Raw genomic sequence first — 17,177 nt, 5'->3', positions numbered from 1 at the left:
ATTCACCGGGAGTTTCCGTGCACCGCCGGCGGAACGCGGGAAAAGCGCGGTGAATTCACCGCGAGGGTATTGCGAAGGCTTCGGCGGGGATGGGGAAAGGCACGTATGAGTGATGCGCGGCGCGGTAAACCCCCATGAGTTCACTGTGACAGAAGTGTGACCAGTGGCGGACCGGGCGGGGACGGAAGTATGCGGGGGCCCGGCTTCCGCGCCCGTCCCATGACGCCTACGGTGGCTGCCATGGCACCTCTTCCCGATCTCCCCGCAGAGCCGGACGACGACCTCGACGCCTATGTCGGCCTCGAGGCCGAGGCGGCGGCCGACCGGGCCCGCGCCCGGGGCTGGACGGACGTACGAGCGCTGGCGCCCGGCACGATCATCACCCTGCAGTATGTGTTCGGCCGGCTGAACTTCGAGGTGGCGGACGGCACGGTGCGCCGCTGCTGGAAGGGCTGAGGAGCCGGCGCCCGGGCCCGTACGCGAAGGCGGCCCCGGACGGTGTCCGGGGCCGCCTTCGCGTGTGCGCCGAGGAGAAGCCCTGGGTCAGCCGCCCGCGGTGCCGGCCGTACGGCCACGGCCCGTGGCCGGGCCGAGCGGCGCGGTGCGGGGCACGCGGTCGGCGTGCGGCGGCCGGCGGCTGCCGGTCGGGGTGACCGGCGTCCGCTCGGAGCGGATGGTGTGCGTCCGGGGGGACAGATGTGACCGGCCGTCGGCGACGCGGGGAGGCGTCCCGCCGCCTGGGCGGCTGCCGGCGCCCACGGGCTCGCGCGCGGGCAGTTCGTCGTCGACGGCGGTGCGCGGCGCGCCCAGCGCGACGGCCGCGGGGACCGGGGCCGGGACGAGGGTGACGCGGCGCTCGCGCAGCCGCCGCCACAGGGCCAGCAGCCCCGCCTCGGCGCGGGCCATCAGCGGCTCGAACCAGGGCAGGACCAGCAGCACCATCAGGCCCGCGGTCCAGCCGAGGGTCACATCGCTCATCCAGTGCGTGCCCAGGTAGACGGTCGTCATCCCCACGCCCAGCGCCAGCAGCGCGGCGATCACCGAGGCGATCCGGCGGGCGTGCGAGGTGGTGGCCAGATAGGCGAGGACGCCCCAGGTCACCACCGCGTTCGCGGTGTGGCCCGAGGGGAATATGTCGCCGCCGGCGAACATCTCGTTGGAGCCGATCGAGGTGGCGTAGTGCGGGCCGAGCCGGCCCATGCCGATCTTCGCGGCGCCCACGGTCGCGTTGAGCAGCAGCAACGACGTGCCCAGCACCAGCAGCGGGCGCAGGGTCTTCTGCTTGTGCGTGCACCAGCCCAGCCACGCGGCGACCGCCACGGCGGTCGGGCCGCGCTGGCCCAGGACCACGAAGTAGTCCAGGAAGGTGTGGATCTCCGGCCACTGCTTGTACGGCCGGAAGAGCATGACCTGCCAGTCGAACCGCACCGGCCAGGACGTGGTGAGCACGCCGACCACGATCGCCACATAGACCACGGAGGTCGCCACGAAGATCCCCAGACGGGTCCGGGTCATCCGTGGTCGCACGGGATCGGTCGGGCGCTCCTCCGCTGGGACGAGCTCGTCGTTGGTACGCACTCAATCGACGTTACATTGCGTGACGGGAAGCTTCGGCCGATCGAGGCGCTTTGTGATGACGATGTGATGTGGAATGCGTCTCAATCGTGGCGCCCCGCAGGTTTGAAACCGCGGAATAAGAAACGGATAAAGGTGCGTCAGTTGCACCTCCGGCCATTGCCCGGCCGTTTAATTCTTTTATGTACGGCGGAGTTTATCGGCGATTGGCCGGGCGGCTCCGCCACGTTTCCCGCCGGCCGCCGGGCCCCGCCGAATTACGATCATGGCGGGCCGGAGCCGTGCAGCCAGAACGCCCCGTAGACGGCCGAGGCGAGGACCACGGCGGAGACGATCGCCGCCGCGCGTACCGTGCGTAGTCGGGCCAGGGCCACCGCCAGGGGCAGCAGCAGCGGGAAGGCCGGCATCATCAGCCGCGGCTTGGAGCCGAAGTACCCCTTCGCCGTCAGCGCCAGCAGCAGCACCGTGCCCGCGTAGACCAGCAGCGGCAGCGGCTGCCCCTGCCGCACCCCGGCCCAGTACAGCCGCAGCACCAGGGCGACGCCGATCAGCAGGCCCAGCCCGGCGGCGAACGCCGGGGACGCCAGGCGCTCGGCGATGAAGGAGCCGAACGCCAGCCCGCCGTCGAAGCCGTTGCCCCAGCCGCCCTGGACGTCCAGATAGCCCGTCGGGCTGCCGGTGCGCACGCCGACCCAGACGAAGTACGCCAGCCAGCCCAGCGGCGCCAGCGCCGCGCCGAGCAGCAGCCGGGCGAGGGGCGGCCGTTCCCCGCCGTCGCGGCGCGCCCGGACCAGGGCCGCGGCCGCGGTGATCCATACGGCCGCGACCACCGCCGCGCCCACCGGCCGGGTCAGCCCCGCCAGCGCCGCGAACGCGCCCGCCCACACCCAGCGGCCGCTGAGCACGGCGTACACGCTCCACGCCGCCAGCGCCGTGAAGAGCGACTCGGAGTACGCCATCGACTGCACCACGCCGACCGGCAGCGCCGCCCACAGCACGACGAGCAGGACGCCGGCCCGCCGCCCGTACAGCCGCTCGCCGACCGCGAAGATCCCCCAGGCGGCGAACAGCGAGGCCACCCCCGCGACCACCAGGCCCGCGTCGTTCGCCGAGAGCGGCACGAGCGCGGACAGCGCCCGCTCCAGCCACGGCAGCAGCGGGAAGAACGCCAGGTCGGAGTGGACCTTGCCGCCCGCCAGATGAAGGGTGTAGCCGTAGCCGTCCTCGGCGATCCGGGCGTACCAGAGGGAATCCCAGCGCGCTGACAGCAACTGATGCGGACCCTTGCCGTCCGCCAGGCCCCACAGGGCCAGCGCCACGACGCCCAGCGCCCGCACCGCCGCGTACAGCAGCAGGGCGGGCGCGGCCAGGCTCAGGGCCCGGCCCCGGGGCGGGGCGGCCGCGCCGGAGGCCGCGCGGGAGGCCGCACCGGAGGGGGTGGCGAGAGAGGTCATCCGTCGATTGTCCCAGCACCGGCGACGTGCGACGTCGTGTGAGAGCTGCCACGTGGGTTCCGCCGGGACTCGCGTACTCTGTCGACTCACTCGCCCCTCGACACCGCCGGGGCCCATTTCCCCCAAGGCCCCCGAGCGGCCGCGAGCGCATGACACGGAGGTGTGTGGATGTCCGGGACGACCACGGCCGGGCCCCGTCGGCCGGTCGGCGTTCCCCGGCCGCGCCGCGCGGAGGACCCCGGCGTTCCCGGGGTGAGCCGGTGGACCGTGCTCGTCGTCCTGTGCGTCAGCCTGCTGCTCGTCGCCGTCGACGCCACCGTCCTGCACGTCGCGGTGCCGGCCGTCACCGAGGACCTGCGGCCGAGCGCCATCCAGCTGCTGTGGATCGTCGACGTCTACCCCCTGGTCTGCGCGGCCCTCCTCATCCTCTTCGGCACCCTCGGCGACCGGGTCGGCCGCCGCCGGGTGCTGCTGCTCGGCTACGGGCTCTTCGGGGTGGCCTCCGCGCTCGCGGCGCTCGCGACCGCGCCGGAGGTCCTCATCGCCGCCCGCGCGCTGCTCGGCGCCGGCGGCGCGATGATCATGCCGGCGACGCTGTCCATCCTGCGGCAGGTCTTTCCCGACCGGCGGGAGCGGGCCGTGGCCATCGGCGTGTGGAGCGCGGTGGCCGCGGTCGGCGCCGCGGTCGGACCGCTGCTCGGCGGCCTCCTGCTGGAACACTTCTGGTGGGGCTCGGTCTTCCTCATCAACATTCCGCTGATGGCGGTCAGCCTCCCGGTCGGCCGGTGGCTGCTGCCCGAGTCGACCGGCGACCGCGACGGCCCCTGGGACGTGCTCGGCGCGCTGATGGCCGCGTTCGGCCTGTTCGGCGCGGTCTTCGGGGTCAAGCGGATCGGCGGCGCCGACCCGCTCTCGCTGGGCACGGTCGTCCCGGCGGCGCTCGGCATCGCGCTGCTCGTCCTCTTCGTCCGCCGCCAGCGGCGCCGCCGCCACCCGCTGGTCGACCTCGCGATGTTCGCGCGGCCGGCCTTCGGCACATCGGTGGGCTGCATCGTGCTGGCCATGCTGGCGCTGGTCGGCCTGGAGCTCGTGGCCGCGCAGTACCTGCAGCTCGTCCTCGGCCTCACCCCGCTCGAGACCGGCCTGCGGCTGCTGCCGCTCACGCTCGCCGCGATGGCGGCCGGGCTGGCGGGCTCCCGGATCCTGCAGCGCTTCGGGCCGCGCACGATGGTCGTGACGGGATTCGTGCTGACGGCGATGGCGGTGCTCTCGCTGACCGTGATGGGCCGCCAGGACCAGCCCGCCGTCCTGGTCGTGGGCTTCTTGGTGCTGGGCTTCGGCCTGGAGACCACCCTCTTCGGGGCGTACGAGTCGATGCTGAACGAGGCCCCGGCCAGGAGCGCGGGCGGCGCCGCCGCGATCGGCGAGACCTCCTACCAGCTGGGCGCCGGCATCGGCATCGCGCTGCTCGGCAGCGTGATGAACGCCGCGTACACGCCGGGCGTGGAAGCCGTCCCCGGCGTCCCCAGCGCGGCGGGCGCCTCGGCGCGGCACTCGCTGGGCGAGGCCTACGCCGTCGCCGACCGGCTGGGCGGCGCGCCGGGAGCGGCGCTGCGCGCCGCCGCGCGCGACGCGTTCGTGCACGGCCTGCACGTCACCCTGGCGGTGAGCGCGGGGCTGCTGTTCCTCGGGGCGCTGGCCGCGCTGCGCCTGCCGCGCGTGATGGACTGCGGACGGCCCACGGACTGACGGGCGGCCGGCGGCCGGCCGGGTCTGGACGAGCGGGGTTACCCGGCCGTAGCGTCTGCGGTAACCGATGATCACCGCACCGTGCCGGAGGCTGACGTGTTCGACCCGCATGATCCGCTCGGCATCGACGACCTGCTCACCGACGAGGACCGGGCGATCCGCGACACCGTCCGCGCCTGGGCCGCCGACCGCGTCCTGCCGCACGTCGCCGACTGGTACGAGCGCGGCGAGATCCCCGGCATCCGCGAGCTCGCCCGTGAGCTCGGTTCGCTGGGGGCCCTGGGCATGCAGCTGACCGGCTACGGTTGCGCGGGCGCCAGTGCCGTGCAGTACGGGCTGGCCTGCCTGGAGGTGGAGGCCGCCGACTCCGGCATCCGCTCGCTGGTGTCCGTACAGGGCTCCCTCGCGATGTACGCCATCCACCGCTTCGGCTCCGAGGAGCAGAAGCGGCAGTGGCTGCCGGGCATGGCCGCCGGGGAGATCATCGGCTGCTTCGGCCTCACCGAACCCGACCACGGCTCGGATCCGGCGGGCATGCGGACCTACGCCAAGCGCGACGCCGGCGGCGACTGGGTGCTGACCGGGCGCAAGATGTGGATCACCAATGGTTCCGTCGCCGGGGTCGCGATCGTCTGGGCGCGGACCGACGAGGGCATCAGGGGGTTCGTCGTCCCCACCGACCGGCCCGGCTTCTCCGCTCCGGAGATCCGGCACAAGTGGTCGCTGCGCGCCTCGGTCACCAGCGAGCTGGTGCTGGACGAGGTCCGGCTGCCCGCCGACGCCGTGCTGCCGGAGGTCACCGGGCTGCGCGGGCCGCTGAGCTGTCTGAGCCACGCCCGCTACGGGATCGTGTGGGGAGCGATGGGCGCGGCGCGCACCTGCTTCGAGACGGCGCTCGCGTACGCGCGGAGCCGGGAGCAGTTCGGCAGGCCGATCGCCGGCTTCCAGCTCACCCAGGCCAAGCTGGCCGACATGGCGGTGGAGCTGCACAAGGGGATCCTGCTGGCCCATCATCTGGGGCGGCGGATGGACGCGGGGCGGCTGCGGCCGGAGCAGGTGAGCTTCGGGAAGCTGAACAACGTGCGGGAGGCGATCGAGATCTGCCGTACCGCCCGGACGATCCTGGGCGCGAACGGTATCTCCCTCGAGTATCCCGTCATGCGCCACGCGACGAACCTGGAGTCGGTGCTGACCTACGAGGGCACCGTCGAGATGCACCAGTTGGTGCTGGGCAAGGCGCTGACCGGCGTCGACGCGTTCCGGTGAGGGCCGGCCCAGCACTCCGCTCCACGCGCCGTACACACCCGGGGGGCGTTCCCCCGGGCCCCGGCCGGGGGCGTCGGCGGCTCAGCTCTGGTTGAAGAAGCCGCCGTTCACGCGGCCCATGGGCTCGCCGCTGACGACCTTGTAGTCGGCGGGGGTGAGCAGGAAGACGCGGTTGGCCACCCGCTCGATCGAACCGCGCAGCCCGAAGGTCAGGCCGGCGGCGAAGTCCACCACCCGCTTGGCGTCGCTGGGTTCCATGCCGGTGAGGTTGACGATCACCGGGACGCCCTCGCGGAACAGCTCGCCGATGCCCCGGGCGTCCCGGAAGCCGTCCGGGGTGACCGTGGCGATGCGGGTGCCCTGCTCCTGCGCGACCTCGTCGGCCACCCGGACCTTGGGGTTGGTCACCCAGGAGTCGCCGGGCTCGGGCCCCTCGTCCGAGTCCTCTTCGTAGCCGCCGTAGTAGCGCTCGTCATCGCTGTCGTCGACGAGGCCAAGCCAGGCACTCGCCTTGCGCACCGATCCCATGGACGCCTCCTCTCACACGCGGTGTGTTCCGCCCGCTCCTCTATGGTCGTCCATGATGCGGATGATGTGCCAAGTGGATGGCGGCCATGCGGGGATTTCGTGACGCATCTGGTGCAAAGTGGGTGGCGGTGCGTCAGAAACTCCTATGAGTGGACCGCAGGCGTTGGACCTGGGCATATGCGGCATGCTGCGGACGGGGCGGGTTCCGGCCGAGCACGATTGTCCCCGGTGAATAGGATGCCCGGGCACATCGACACCACACACGGGGGCACGTTTTGTTCGGGATCATCAGGCCATGCCGTCACCGGCTGTCCGAGAGCATGCGAACGGAGTGGATGGCCCATCTCTGCGGCCTCTGCCTGGCACTGAAGGGCGATCACGGGCAGCTTGCTCGAATAGCCACCAACTACGACGGTCTGGTCATATCCGTGCTGGTGGAGGCGCAGTCCGCCCGCCCCGACGGCCCGGAGGGCGCCGCCTCCTGGCGGCGCACGGCGGGGCCCTGCCCGTTGCGCGGGATGCGCTCCGCGCCCGTGGCGCAGGGCGAGGGCGCGCGGTTGGCCGCGTCGGTCTCGCTCGTCCTGGCGTCCGCGAAGATGCGCGACCATGTCGCCGACGGTGACGGGATGTTGGCGCGCCGTCCGGTCGCGGCGGCCGCCCGCCGCGTCGCCGCGGTGTGGGACCGTGCGGGCGCCCGTACGGGATCGGAACTCGGCTTCGACACGGCGGTCCTGGTCGACGCCGTCGAACGGCAGGCCGGGCTCGAGGCGCTGGCCACGGCCGGCACCCCGCTGCTGGAGGTGACCGAGCCCACCGAGACGGCCACCGCCGCCGCCTTCGCCCACACCGCCGTTCTGGCGGGGCGGCCGGACAACCGCGAACCGCTCGAGGAGGCGGGCCGGCTCTTCGGCCGGCTCGCCCATCTGCTGGACGCCGTCGAGGACCTGGACGAGGACGCCCGGGCCGGCGCCTGGAACCCCATCGCCGCCACCGGCACCCCGCTCGACGAGGTGCGGCGGCTGTGCGACGACGCGGTGCACGGCGTGCGCCTGGCGCTGCGCGACGTGGAGTTCGCGAGCAAGGCGCAGGGCAGGCTCGCGCACATCCTGCTGGCGCACGAGCTGGAACGTTCCGTCGACCGGGCGTTCGCGGGCGGCGGGTGCGCGACGGGCGCGGGCCATGAGCACCACGGCGACCACCCGCCCGCGCCCGAGGGCTCCTACGCCCCCTACGGCGCACCGCCGATGCCGCCGCCGCCCGGTCCGCCCCGGCCGCCGCGGCGCCGGCGCGGGCTGATCGCGGGGTGCGCGGTATGGACGGGGATGTTCTGCACCGGACAGATCTGCTGCAGGGATCCCTACCCGGACCCGTGGTCCGGGGAGCCGCGCGAGGGCTGGTGCGCCAAGTGCTGTGACAACTGCGACGGGGGCTGCGACGGCTGCAGCAACTGCGACGGCTGCTGCGACTGTTGCAACTGCTGTGGTGGCGATGGCGGCGGCTGTGATTGTGGATGCGACGGCTGCGGTTGCGACTGCTGAGGAGACGAACCGGCTGAGCGGAGCGAGGGGAGGGCGCGGCCGAACGGTCGCGCCGGTGAAGGCAGCGGGGCCGGGCGCCCGGGGGCGCGGCCGGGGGCACCTCCCGGCGGTGGCCGGGAGAGGGCGGGGTCAGCGCGTACAGGAGGCGGACCACACCCGACCGAAGTCGATGTGGTCGCGGGTGACCAGCCGCTGCCTTTGTCGCATGGGCCAAGTGGAGCAGGCATCCGTTTCTCCGTCAACTGCCCCCGGACGCCCGGTCCATAGTGTGGACGGCGTCCCGGACAGGCTTGACAGCGGGCCGTGGCACCGGCATAGCCTCGACGTCCGGCCGTGCTGAGGGGCGCGGTCGCCCTGTGAAGGCAGCTCATCCCGTGTTCGATCCCGCATCCACGGAGCCTTCGCATGCCCGCACACCCCCGTCCGTCGTCGGACGAACCCGCCTCCACCCTCGCCTCCGCCCCCGTTCCGTCCCTCGCCGTCATCGGCGCGGGCCCCCGGGGCACCGGCCTCCTCGAGCGCCTCGCCGCCAACGCGCCCGCGCTCCTGGGGGCCGGCCGCCTCGATGTGCACCTCGTGGATCCCCACCCGCCCGGCGGGGGCCGGATCTGGCGGCGCGACCAGTCGCCGCTGCTGTGGATGAACTCCCTGGCCGAGGACGTCACGATGTACACCGACGACAGCGTCGAGATGGCCGGGCCGGTGCGCCACGGACCCTCGCTCGCGGAATGGGCGGCCCGCGTCCGCGACGGTGAGGAAACGATCCCGCTCGATCCCGGAACCGCCGCCGAGGCCCACCGCCTGACGCCCAGGAGCTTCGCCGGACGACGGCTGCAGGGCGCCTACCTCACCTGGGTGTACGAGCGCGCGGTCGCCTCCCTGCCACGGGGGATCACCGTCCACGAGCACCGCCGGCGCGCCGTGCGGCTCGCCGGACCGCCCGACGGCGGGCAACGCCTGTGGCTGGAAGGACGTACCGAACCCCTCCACGCCGACCTCGTCGTCCTCGCGCTCGGCCACCTCGACGCCGAGCCCGCCCCCGAAGAACAGGCCCTGGCCGCCTTCGCCGCCGACCACCGACTGACCTATCTGCCGCCCCGGTTCACCGCCGACGCCGACCTCGGCGGCCTGCACCCCGGCGAGCCGGTGCTCGTCCGCGGCCTCGGCCTCGCCTTCATCGACCTGATGGTCCTGCTGACCGAGGGCCGCGGCGGGCACTACACCGCCGACGACGCCGGAACCCTCACCTATCACCCCTCCGGCCGCGAGCCCGTCCTGCACGTCGGCTCCCGGCGCGGCGTGCCCTACCGCGCCAAACCCGGCTACGCCTGGCATGGCGAACGGCCCCCGCTGCCCCGCTTCCTCGGCCCGGCGCGCATCGAGGAACTGCGCCGCCGCCCCGGTCCGCCCGACGCCCGGCGCGACCTGTGGCCGCTCGTCGAGAAGGAACTGGGCTTCGCCCACTACCACCGCCTGTTCACCGCCCACCCGGGACGCGTGAGCGTCGGCTGGGCCGACTTCGAGGAGAAGTACGCCGCCTGCGAGCCCGGCAGCGCCGCCCTCGACACGCTGGTCGCCGCGTCCGTGCCCGACCCGGCCGACCGCCTCGACCTCGCCGCCCTGGACACCCCGCTCGCCGGGCTGCGCCTCCCCGACGGCGACTCCCTGCAGGCCGTCCTGCGCGCGCACATCGAGGCCGACCTGGCACGGCGTCACAACCCCTGTCACAGCCCCGACCTCGCCGTCTTCCAGGCGCTGCTGTCCGTCTACGGACAGCTGGCGGGGCTCGGCGACACCGGTCCCCAGTGGCACGGCTTCTTCAGCTATCTGGCCTCCGGCCCGCCCGGCCCCCGGCTGAGGCAGCTGCTCGCCCTCTCCCGGGCCGGGCTGGTGCGCTTCCTCGGCGCGGACACGGCCGTGGAGGCCGATCCGGTGCGCGGAGTGTTCCGGGCGCACAGCCCGAGCGTGCCCGGCCGTGCCGTCGAGGCCCGCGCGCTGGTCGAGGCCCGGCTGCCCGAGCCCTCGGTGGCCCGGTCCCGGGATCCGCTGCTACGGGGACTGGCCGACGAAGCCGGTGTCACCGCCGGGGGGTTGCTCACCGTGCGTCCGGAGGACGGGCGGCTGCTGGGGCGCGACGGGCGGCCCCACCGCCGCCGGTTCGCGCTCGGGCCGCACACCGACGCCCGGGCGTCGGCGGCGTTCGCGCGGCCGCGCGGCAACGCGCCCGCGTTCCGCCAGAACGACGCCACCGCGCGCGCCGCGCTCACGTTCCTGCGCGACCGCACGGGCTGAGGCCGGCCGGCGCCCGCGGGCCCGTTCGCCCGCGCGCCCCCGGACCGGCCGGAACGACCGCCCACCCCGTTCACCCACGGCTCTCCCAAGGGATCCCTTCATGCCCGAACCCACCCGCCCCCTCCACCTCGCCGTCGCCCTCGACCGGCCCGGCGCCCACGACGCCGGGCCCTACGTACGGGCCGCCCGGCTCGCCGAGCGCGGCCGGCTGGACTTCGTCACCCTCGGCGACTCCTTCGCCCCGCCCCGGCGCGGGGCCGGCCGCCCGGACGCCGTCGCCGCCCTCGCCCGGGTCGCGCCCGCCACCGAGCGCATCGGCCTGGTGCCGACCGTCACCACCACCCACACCGAGCCCTTCCACGTCTCCTCCGCCCTCTCCACCCTGGACTGGGTGAGCCGGGGCCGCGCCGGCTGGAACGTGGCGGTCTCCACCGACGAGGCCGAGGCCCGGCACTTCGGCCGCCGCCCGGCGCCCACCGCGCGGGCGGCGTGGCGCGAGGCGGAGGCGGTCGCCGACGTCGTCGCCCGGCTCTGGGACAGCTGGGAGGACGACGCCGAGATCCGGGACGCGGCCACCGGGCGCTTCATCGACCGCGACAAGCTGCACCACGTCGACTTCCAGGGCCCCGGCTTCAGCGTCCGCGGTCCCTCCATCGTCCCCCGGCCCCCGCAGGGCCGCCCCGTCATCGCCGTCGAGGCCACCGCCGAGCCCTCCCGGGAGACCGCCGCCCGCCACGCCGACGTGGTCTTCGTCCGCGCCGAGCACGCCGGCGACGCCCGTAGGGTCCGGGCCGTCCGGGACGACCTGCGCCGACGCGCCCGCGACCACGGCCGCGACGTGGCCGGCGCCGGCCGGATCGTCGTACTGGCCTCCCTGCCCGTCGCGCTGTACGCGGCGGCCGACGCCGTCGCCCTCGCCGACCTCGTCGGCGACTGGTACGCCGACGGCGTGGCCGACGGCTTCCACTTCCGGCCCCGCGACCTCGACCGGGACCTCGCCCTGCTCGTCGACGGCACCGTGCCCGTACTCCAGCACCGCGGCCTGTTACGCGCCTTCTACCCGGGCGGCACCCTGCGCGAGCACCTGTGCCTGCCCCGCCCCGCCAACCGCTACACCCGTGTGAAGGAGACGGCATGACGCCCCGTCAGCCGAGGAAGCCGGCCCGTCGTCCGATGCACCTCGCCGCGCACTTCCCCGGGGTCAACAACACCACCGTCTGGGACGATCCCCGCTCCGGCAGCCAGATCGACTTCGCCTCCTTCACCCACCTCGCCCGCGTCGCCGAACGCGGCCTGTTCGACTTCTTCTTCCTCGCCGAGGGGCTGCGGCTGCGCGAGCACAAGGGCCGCGTCCACGACCTCGACGTGGTCGGCCGCCCCGAGTCGCTGACCGTGCTCGCCGCCCTGGCCGCCGTCACCGAGCGGCTCGGGCTGGCCGCGACCGTCAGCGCCACCTTCAACGAGCCCTACGAACTCGCCCGCCGCCTCGCCTCCCTCGACCACCTCAGCGGCGGGCGCGCGGCCTGGAACGTCGTCACCTCCTCCGACGCCTTCACCGGAGAGAACTTCCGCCGCGGCGGATACCTCGAGCACACCGAGCGCTACACCCGCGCCGCGGAGTTCGTCGCCACCGCGCGCGAGCTGTGGGACTCCTGGACGCCGGAGGGCACCCCCCGCCCCTTCGCCCACCACGGGCGGCACTTCTCGGTGTCCGGGGAGTTCGACGTCCCCCGCCCGCCGCAGGGCCACCCCGTCGTCATCCAGGCCGGGGACTCGGGCGAGGGCCGGGAGTTCGCCGCCGCTGCCGCCGACGTCGTCTTCAGCCGGCACGGCACCCTCGAGGAGGGCCGCGCGTTCTACGCCGACGTCAAGCGCAGGCTCGCGGCGTACGGCCGCGCCCCCGCCGACCTGAAGATCATGCCCGGGGTCACCCACGTGCTCGGCGACACCGCCGCCGAGGCCCAGGAGCGGGCCGCCGGAATCCGCCGGCGTCAGGTCTCCCCGCAGACCGCCCTGCTGATCCTGGAACAGGTCTGGGGCCGCGACCTGTCCTCCTACGATCCCGACGGGCCGCTGCCCCGTATCGACCCCGATCCCGGCGCGGAGGTCTCCCACGGCCGGGTCCGCCACCACGACCGGCTCGCCGTCGCCGCCCGGTGGCGGGCGCTGTCGGAGGCCAAGGGGCTCTCCATCCGGCAGACGGTGATCGAGACGACCGGGCGGCAGTCCTTCGTCGGAACCCCGCGCCAGGTCGCCGACGAGATGGCGCGCTTCGTGGCCGCGGAGGCCGCCGACGGCTTCATCCTCGTCCCGCAGCTGACCCCCGGCGGGCTCGACGAGTTCGTCGACCGCGTCGTTCCCCTGCTCCAGGAGCGCGGCGTGTTCCGGACGGAGTACGCGGGCCCCACCCTCCGCGATCACCTCGGGCTGGCCCGACCCGTGGCGAAGGGCCGACCGGCATGAGGCGGCGCGCCCGACGGTCGGATTCCGGCCGTCCCCGGGCGGTGGTCCGAGGAGCCCGGGGCCGGCGGGGGAGCGGAACCCCCTCGCGGGCCGAGGCGTCGAAGGAGTGCGGCGGGAGCCCGCGGAGCGCGGTCCCGGCGGCCGGGAGAGCCGTCGGGGCTCCTTGTCGTGCGCCGGGGGCGCGTCTGAAAGATGCTCTTGCGCTGTGCCCCCTTGCGCCCGAATACTCCCGAGCAGCGCTTGTCAGGGGCACGGCGAAAACGGAATCCGGTGTGCCTTTTGACCGCGCCTCACGGGCCCGCGCACGCCCCGGCCCCCGACCCCACTCGGGAGGAACAACGTGAGGATCAGGCGCACCACCCCCCAGGGCCGTACCGCAGGACGAGCCAGGATCGTCGCCGCGACGTCCGTACTCGTCGCCGCCTCCGCCCTCGCCGCCACCGACGCCCGGGCGCAGCCCGCCGGATTCTCGGCGGCGCGGCTGTCCTCCGCGAGCGCCGCCGTGGAGTCGGCGGACGTCGCGGGCACCGCCTGGGTCGTCGACCCCGCCACCCGCACGCTCGTGGTCACCGCCGACTCCACCGTCTCCCCGGCGGACATCGCCAGGATCAGAGCGCAGGCGGGACCCGACGCCGAGGCGATACGCGTCGAGACCGTACCCGGCGCCTTCAAGAAGCTCATCGCGGGCGGCGACGCCGTCTACGCGCCGAGCTGGCGCTGCTCGGCCGGCTTCAACGTCCGCAAGGGCAACACCTACTACTTCGTGACCGCCGGCCACTGCACCGAGGGCAAGCCGCAGTACTACGCCAACTCCGGCCACACCACGAGCATCGGCCCCACGACGGGGACCAGCTTCCCGGGCAACGACTACGGCATCGTGCAGTACACCAACGGCTCGCTTCCCCACCCGAGCGAGGTCGACCTCTACAACGGCCGCTCCCAGCGCATCACCGGCGCGGGCAACGCCTCCGTGGGCCAGAGCGTCCAGCGCAGCGGCTCCACCACCGGGGTGCACGGCGGCAAGGTCACCGGGCTGAACGCCACCGTCAACTACGGCGGCGGCCAGGTCGTCCGCGGCCTGATCAAGACCGATGTGTGCGCCGAGCCGGGCGACAGCGGCGGCGCCCTCTTCGCCGGGTCCACCGCCCTGGGCCTCACCTCCGGCGGCAGCGGCAACTGCCGCTCGGGCGGCACCACCTTCTTCCAGCCGGTCACCAAGGCCCTCAGCGCCTACGGAGTGAGCATCTTCTGATCCTCTCCGTGACCCGCCCCCTCCACCGGGGCACCGCAGACGTCTGACCGCGAGCGTTCCGCCCTTCCCCAGCCTGCGGCCAGCAGCACAGGAGCCCCCGGCCCCTCCAGGGCCGGGGGCTCCGCCACGCCCCGCGGATCGGGGCGCCGCCGTGCTCGACCGCGCCGCGACGCGGGCATACCGTGGACGTAACACCTGACGTGCACGGCGGCAGGGGGTCCGTGATGGTCGAAGACCTCGTGGTGGTGGCATTCGCCACCCTCTCGGCGGGCGTGGTGTACCTGGGCGCCGCGGCCCGGGTGGTCCGGCAGTACGAGCGCGGAGTGGTGCTGCGCCTGGGGCGGCTGCGGTCCGAGATCCGCCAGCCGGGGTTCACGCTGATCGTTCCGGTGGTGGACCGGCTGCGGAAGGTGAACATGCAGATCGTCACCATGCCGGTGCCCGCCCAGGAGGGCATCACCCGGGACAACGTCACCGTCCGGGTGGACGCCGTCGTCTACTTCAAGGTCGTGGACCCGGCCGAGGCCGTCATCATGGTCGAGGACTACCGCTTCGCGGTCTCCCAGATGGCCCAGACCTCGCTGCGGTCCATCATCGGCAAGAGCGACCTGGACGATCTGCTGTCCAACCGCGAGAAGCTCAACCAGGGGCTGGAGCTGATGCTCGACAGCCCCGCGGTGGGCTGGGGCGTGCACATCGACCGGGTGGAGATCAAGGACGTCTCCCTGCCGGAGACCATGAAGCGGTCGATGTCGCGGCAGGCGGAGGCGGAGCGGGAGCGCCGGGCGCGGGTGATCAACGCGGACGCGGAGCTGCTGGCGTCGAAGAAGCTCGCCGAGGCGGCGCAGACGATGTCCACCCAGCCGTCGGCCCTGCAACTGCGGCTGCTGCAGACCATCGTGGCCGTCGCCGCCGAGAAGAACTCGACGCTGGTGCTGCCCTTCCCGGTGGAGCTGCTGAGGTTCCTGGAGCGGTCGGGCGCCGCCCCGGCTCCCGGCGCCGCGCCGGAGACCGCGCCCGCCCCGGAGTCCGCCCCCGCTCCCGAGGCCGCCCCCGAGGTCACCTCGGGGACCGTCCCGGGCCTGAGCCCCGCCCCCGAACGGGAGCCCGGGCTGCCGGCCGGACGCGAGCGCGAGGAGGAGCCGCGGGCCGCGCGCGACGAGCCGGGGTCGTCGGCCAGGTGGGAGCCCGAGCCGCCGTTCGGGCCCGAATAGGAACCTCGGGCCCGAATAGGAACCGTGACGCGGCCCTGAGCGAAGCTTCCGTCCCACGACTCCCGTGAACGACGGGCGTCGGCTTGCGGCATGCCATGGGGGCGCGCGTATGAAAATACGCGCGACTGGAAGTCGCCCTTGTGCACTCCCTCGCCCGATCGGGACACTCGACGGACCAACTTGGCATGGACGCGACCTCCTATCGGGGGTGCGGCTGTGTCGTTCGTCCTCCGGGCCCGTGTCCTGCGCGCGCGGGCCCAACCCCCCACTGGAGGTGCCGAGTTGAAGCTTCGTCGGATGCCCGTGCGCGCCGTCCTGGCGGGCGCTGCCATCGCCGCCCTGGCCATCGTGACCCCTACGCCGCAGCAGGCCCAGGCGGCGCCCGGTGACGGCGGGGGCGGCGGGCTCGTCGCCGGTGTCGTCGACACGCTCGACCGGGTGACGGGCGCGCACCCCGGGCGGGCGCGGATCGCCCGGGCCCGGCTGGAGTCGGCCCGGGCGACGCTGGACGAACGCGTCGCGATCCCCGGCACCGCGTGGGTGACGGACCCCAGAGCCGGCCGCGTCGTCGTGACCGCCGACCCCACCGTCACGGGCGCGAAGCTGGCGAAGCTCAACGAGGCCGTCGCCGGGCTCGGCGAGGCGGTGACGATCCGCAGAACGTCCACCAGGCTCACCCGGTTCATCGCCGGCGGCGACGCCGTCTGGGGCCCCAACGCCCGCTGCTCGCTGGGCTTTCCCGTCAAGCGGGCCGGCAAGCCGGACGGCTTCCTGACGGCCGGTCACTGCGGCAACGCCGTCACCACCTGGTCCGCGACGCGGGGCGGCCCCCCGATCGCGCGGACCGAGGCGTCGACGTTCCCCGGCGCGGACCACGCCGTCGCGGCGTACACCGCGGCCGTCGACCACCCCTCCGCCGTGAGCCTCTACGACGGCACCTCCCAGCCCATCACCGGCGCCGGGCCGGCGGCCCTGGACGAGGCCGTCAGGCGCAGCGGTTCCACCACCGGGGTGCACGCGGGGAAGGTCACCGGCCTCAACGCCACGGTCAACTACCCCGAGGGCCAGGTCAGAGGGCTGATCAAGACCAATGTCTGTGCCCAGCCCGGCGACAGCGGCGGGCCGCTGTTCGACGGCCCCAAGGCGCTGGGGCTGCTCTCCGGCGGCAGCGGCGACTGCGTGCTCGGCGGGGAGACGTACTACCAGCCGGTGCAGGCGGCCCTCGCCGCCTACGGGGCGACGCTCGGCTGATCGCGCCGGCGCCCCCGCACGAGCCGCGGCCCCCGGACACACCTCCACGGTGTCCGGGGGCCGCTTCCCGTGCCGGGGCCGGGCGTCGGTCGTCAGAACTCGAAGACCGTGCCCTTGCCCGCCTTCAGCTCACAGGGGTTGGCGAAGGTGCGCTCGAAGCTGACCCGGCGGCCTTCCCATACGCCTTCGGCCGTCACCGTGCTCGGGTTCCACTCCCGAGTACAGGCGGTGCCCTCCTTGACCTTGGTGACCTTGTCGAAGTCACCGCCGGTCACGCGCAGTTGGGCGCAGGCACCGCGGGTGTTCGGGTGAGTTCCGCCGGCCTTCGGTGTGCACGTGAGGGTCACGGCGCGCTGGACGCCGGCGCTGGCCGCCGAGTCGCCCTGACCGATGGTCAGTACGAGCGCTGAGGGCGCGTACAGACTCTGGGTCTGTGCCGCGGGTATGGGCGTGGGCGAGGCGGTCGCCGACGTCGCGGCTCCCGCCAGGCCGCCCAGTGCCAGCGCGGCTCCCAGCGCGATTCCCCCAGTGATGTACCGCATTCCGAACACTCCCTTGTTCGTCGGTGCAGATAACGGACGGAAGTCTTGCCGAA

14 protein-coding genes are annotated in these 17,177 nt (G+C 74.0%); 10 read left to right on the top strand and 4 right to left on the bottom strand.

Annotation, left to right across the window (positions count from 1 at the left end; all coding sequences use genetic code 11):
* Positions 1 to 240 precede the first annotated feature (240 nt).
* On the top strand, positions 241 to 456 hold the full coding sequence (locus AB4K12_RS25425; RefSeq protein WP_086570761.1) for a proteinase inhibitor I78: 216 nt from the start codon (positions 241 to 243) through the stop codon (positions 454 to 456).
* 87 nt (positions 457 to 543) lie between these two features.
* On the opposite strand, the gene AB4K12_RS25420 is transcribed toward AB4K12_RS25425, so the two are convergent.
* Positions 544 to 1,578, bottom strand: coding sequence for a phosphatase PAP2 family protein (locus tag AB4K12_RS25420; RefSeq protein WP_368436457.1), 1,035 nt, complete (start codon positions 1,576 to 1,578; stop codon positions 544 to 546).
* 260 nt (positions 1,579 to 1,838) lie between these two features.
* Positions 1,839 to 3,029: a hypothetical protein gene (locus AB4K12_RS25415; RefSeq protein WP_368436455.1), complete on the bottom strand. Its 1,191-nt coding sequence runs from the start codon at positions 3,027 to 3,029 to the stop codon at positions 1,839 to 1,841.
* Positions 3,030 to 3,197: 168 nt separating this feature from the next.
* Between AB4K12_RS25415 and AB4K12_RS25410 the strand changes: the two genes are divergently transcribed.
* Positions 3,198 to 4,778: an MFS transporter gene (locus AB4K12_RS25410; protein ID WP_368436453.1), complete on the top strand. Its 1,581-nt coding sequence runs from the start codon at positions 3,198 to 3,200 to the stop codon at positions 4,776 to 4,778.
* Positions 4,779 to 4,859: 81 nt separating this feature from the next.
* Positions 4,860 to 6,044, top strand: coding sequence for an acyl-CoA dehydrogenase family protein (locus tag AB4K12_RS25405; RefSeq protein WP_368436451.1), 1,185 nt, complete (start codon positions 4,860 to 4,862; stop codon positions 6,042 to 6,044).
* Positions 6,045 to 6,125: 81 nt separating this feature from the next.
* On the opposite strand, the gene AB4K12_RS25400 is transcribed toward AB4K12_RS25405, so the two are convergent.
* Positions 6,126 to 6,572, bottom strand: coding sequence for a cell division protein SepF (locus AB4K12_RS25400; RefSeq protein WP_368436449.1), 447 nt, complete (start codon positions 6,570 to 6,572; stop codon positions 6,126 to 6,128).
* Between the two features lie 275 nt (positions 6,573 to 6,847).
* Between AB4K12_RS25400 and AB4K12_RS25395 the strand changes: the two genes are divergently transcribed.
* The 7 genes from AB4K12_RS25395 to AB4K12_RS25365 all read left to right on the top strand — a co-directional run bounded on the left by AB4K12_RS25395 (position 6,848) and on the right by AB4K12_RS25365 (position 16,582).
* On the top strand, positions 6,848 to 8,110 hold the full coding sequence (locus AB4K12_RS25395; protein ID WP_368436447.1) for a DUF5685 family protein: 1,263 nt from the start codon (positions 6,848 to 6,850) through the stop codon (positions 8,108 to 8,110).
* Positions 8,111 to 8,515: 405 nt separating this feature from the next.
* Entirely contained in the window at positions 8,516 to 10,402 is a 1,887-nt protein-coding gene (locus tag AB4K12_RS25390) for an FAD/NAD(P)-binding protein (RefSeq protein ID WP_368436445.1), read from the top strand.
* 100 nt (positions 10,403 to 10,502) lie between these two features.
* Complete coding sequence (locus tag AB4K12_RS25385) at positions 10,503 to 11,540, top strand: LLM class flavin-dependent oxidoreductase (protein ID WP_368436443.1); 1,038 nt, start codon at positions 10,503 to 10,505, stop codon at positions 11,538 to 11,540.
* A complete protein-coding gene (locus tag AB4K12_RS25380; RefSeq protein WP_368436441.1) occupies positions 11,537 to 12,865 on the top strand; it encodes an NtaA/DmoA family FMN-dependent monooxygenase in 1,329 nt (442 codons plus the stop codon). The genes AB4K12_RS25385 and AB4K12_RS25380 overlap by 4 nt, the downstream gene beginning before the upstream one ends.
* A 340-nt stretch (positions 12,866 to 13,205) precedes the next feature.
* Positions 13,206 to 14,117 carry a S1 family peptidase gene (locus AB4K12_RS25375; RefSeq protein ID WP_368436440.1) on the top strand — a complete coding sequence of 304 codons (912 nt, stop codon included), beginning with the start codon at positions 13,206 to 13,208 and terminating at the stop codon, positions 14,115 to 14,117.
* 224 nt (positions 14,118 to 14,341) lie between these two features.
* A complete protein-coding gene (locus tag AB4K12_RS25370) occupies positions 14,342 to 15,331 on the top strand; it encodes a slipin family protein (protein ID WP_368436438.1) in 990 nt (329 codons plus the stop codon).
* Positions 15,332 to 15,613: 282 nt separating this feature from the next.
* Positions 15,614 to 16,582: a S1 family peptidase gene (locus AB4K12_RS25365; RefSeq protein ID WP_368436436.1), complete on the top strand. Its 969-nt coding sequence runs from the start codon at positions 15,614 to 15,616 to the stop codon at positions 16,580 to 16,582.
* A 92-nt stretch (positions 16,583 to 16,674) separates the two neighbouring features.
* Here the strand turns inward: AB4K12_RS25365 and AB4K12_RS25360 are convergent, their stop codons facing one another.
* Positions 16,675 to 17,124, bottom strand: a complete 450-nt coding sequence (locus AB4K12_RS25360; RefSeq protein ID WP_368436434.1) for a subtilase-type protease inhibitor — start codon at positions 17,122 to 17,124, stop codon at positions 16,675 to 16,677.
* Positions 17,125 to 17,177: the final 53 nt, after the last annotated feature.

It is taken from the genome of Streptomyces sp. C36 (assembly GCF_040932295.1).
Taxonomy (GTDB): Bacteria; Actinomycetota; Actinomycetes; order Streptomycetales; family Streptomycetaceae; genus Streptomyces; species Streptomyces triculaminicus.
This window is presented reverse-complemented; position numbering and strand designations above follow the sequence as displayed.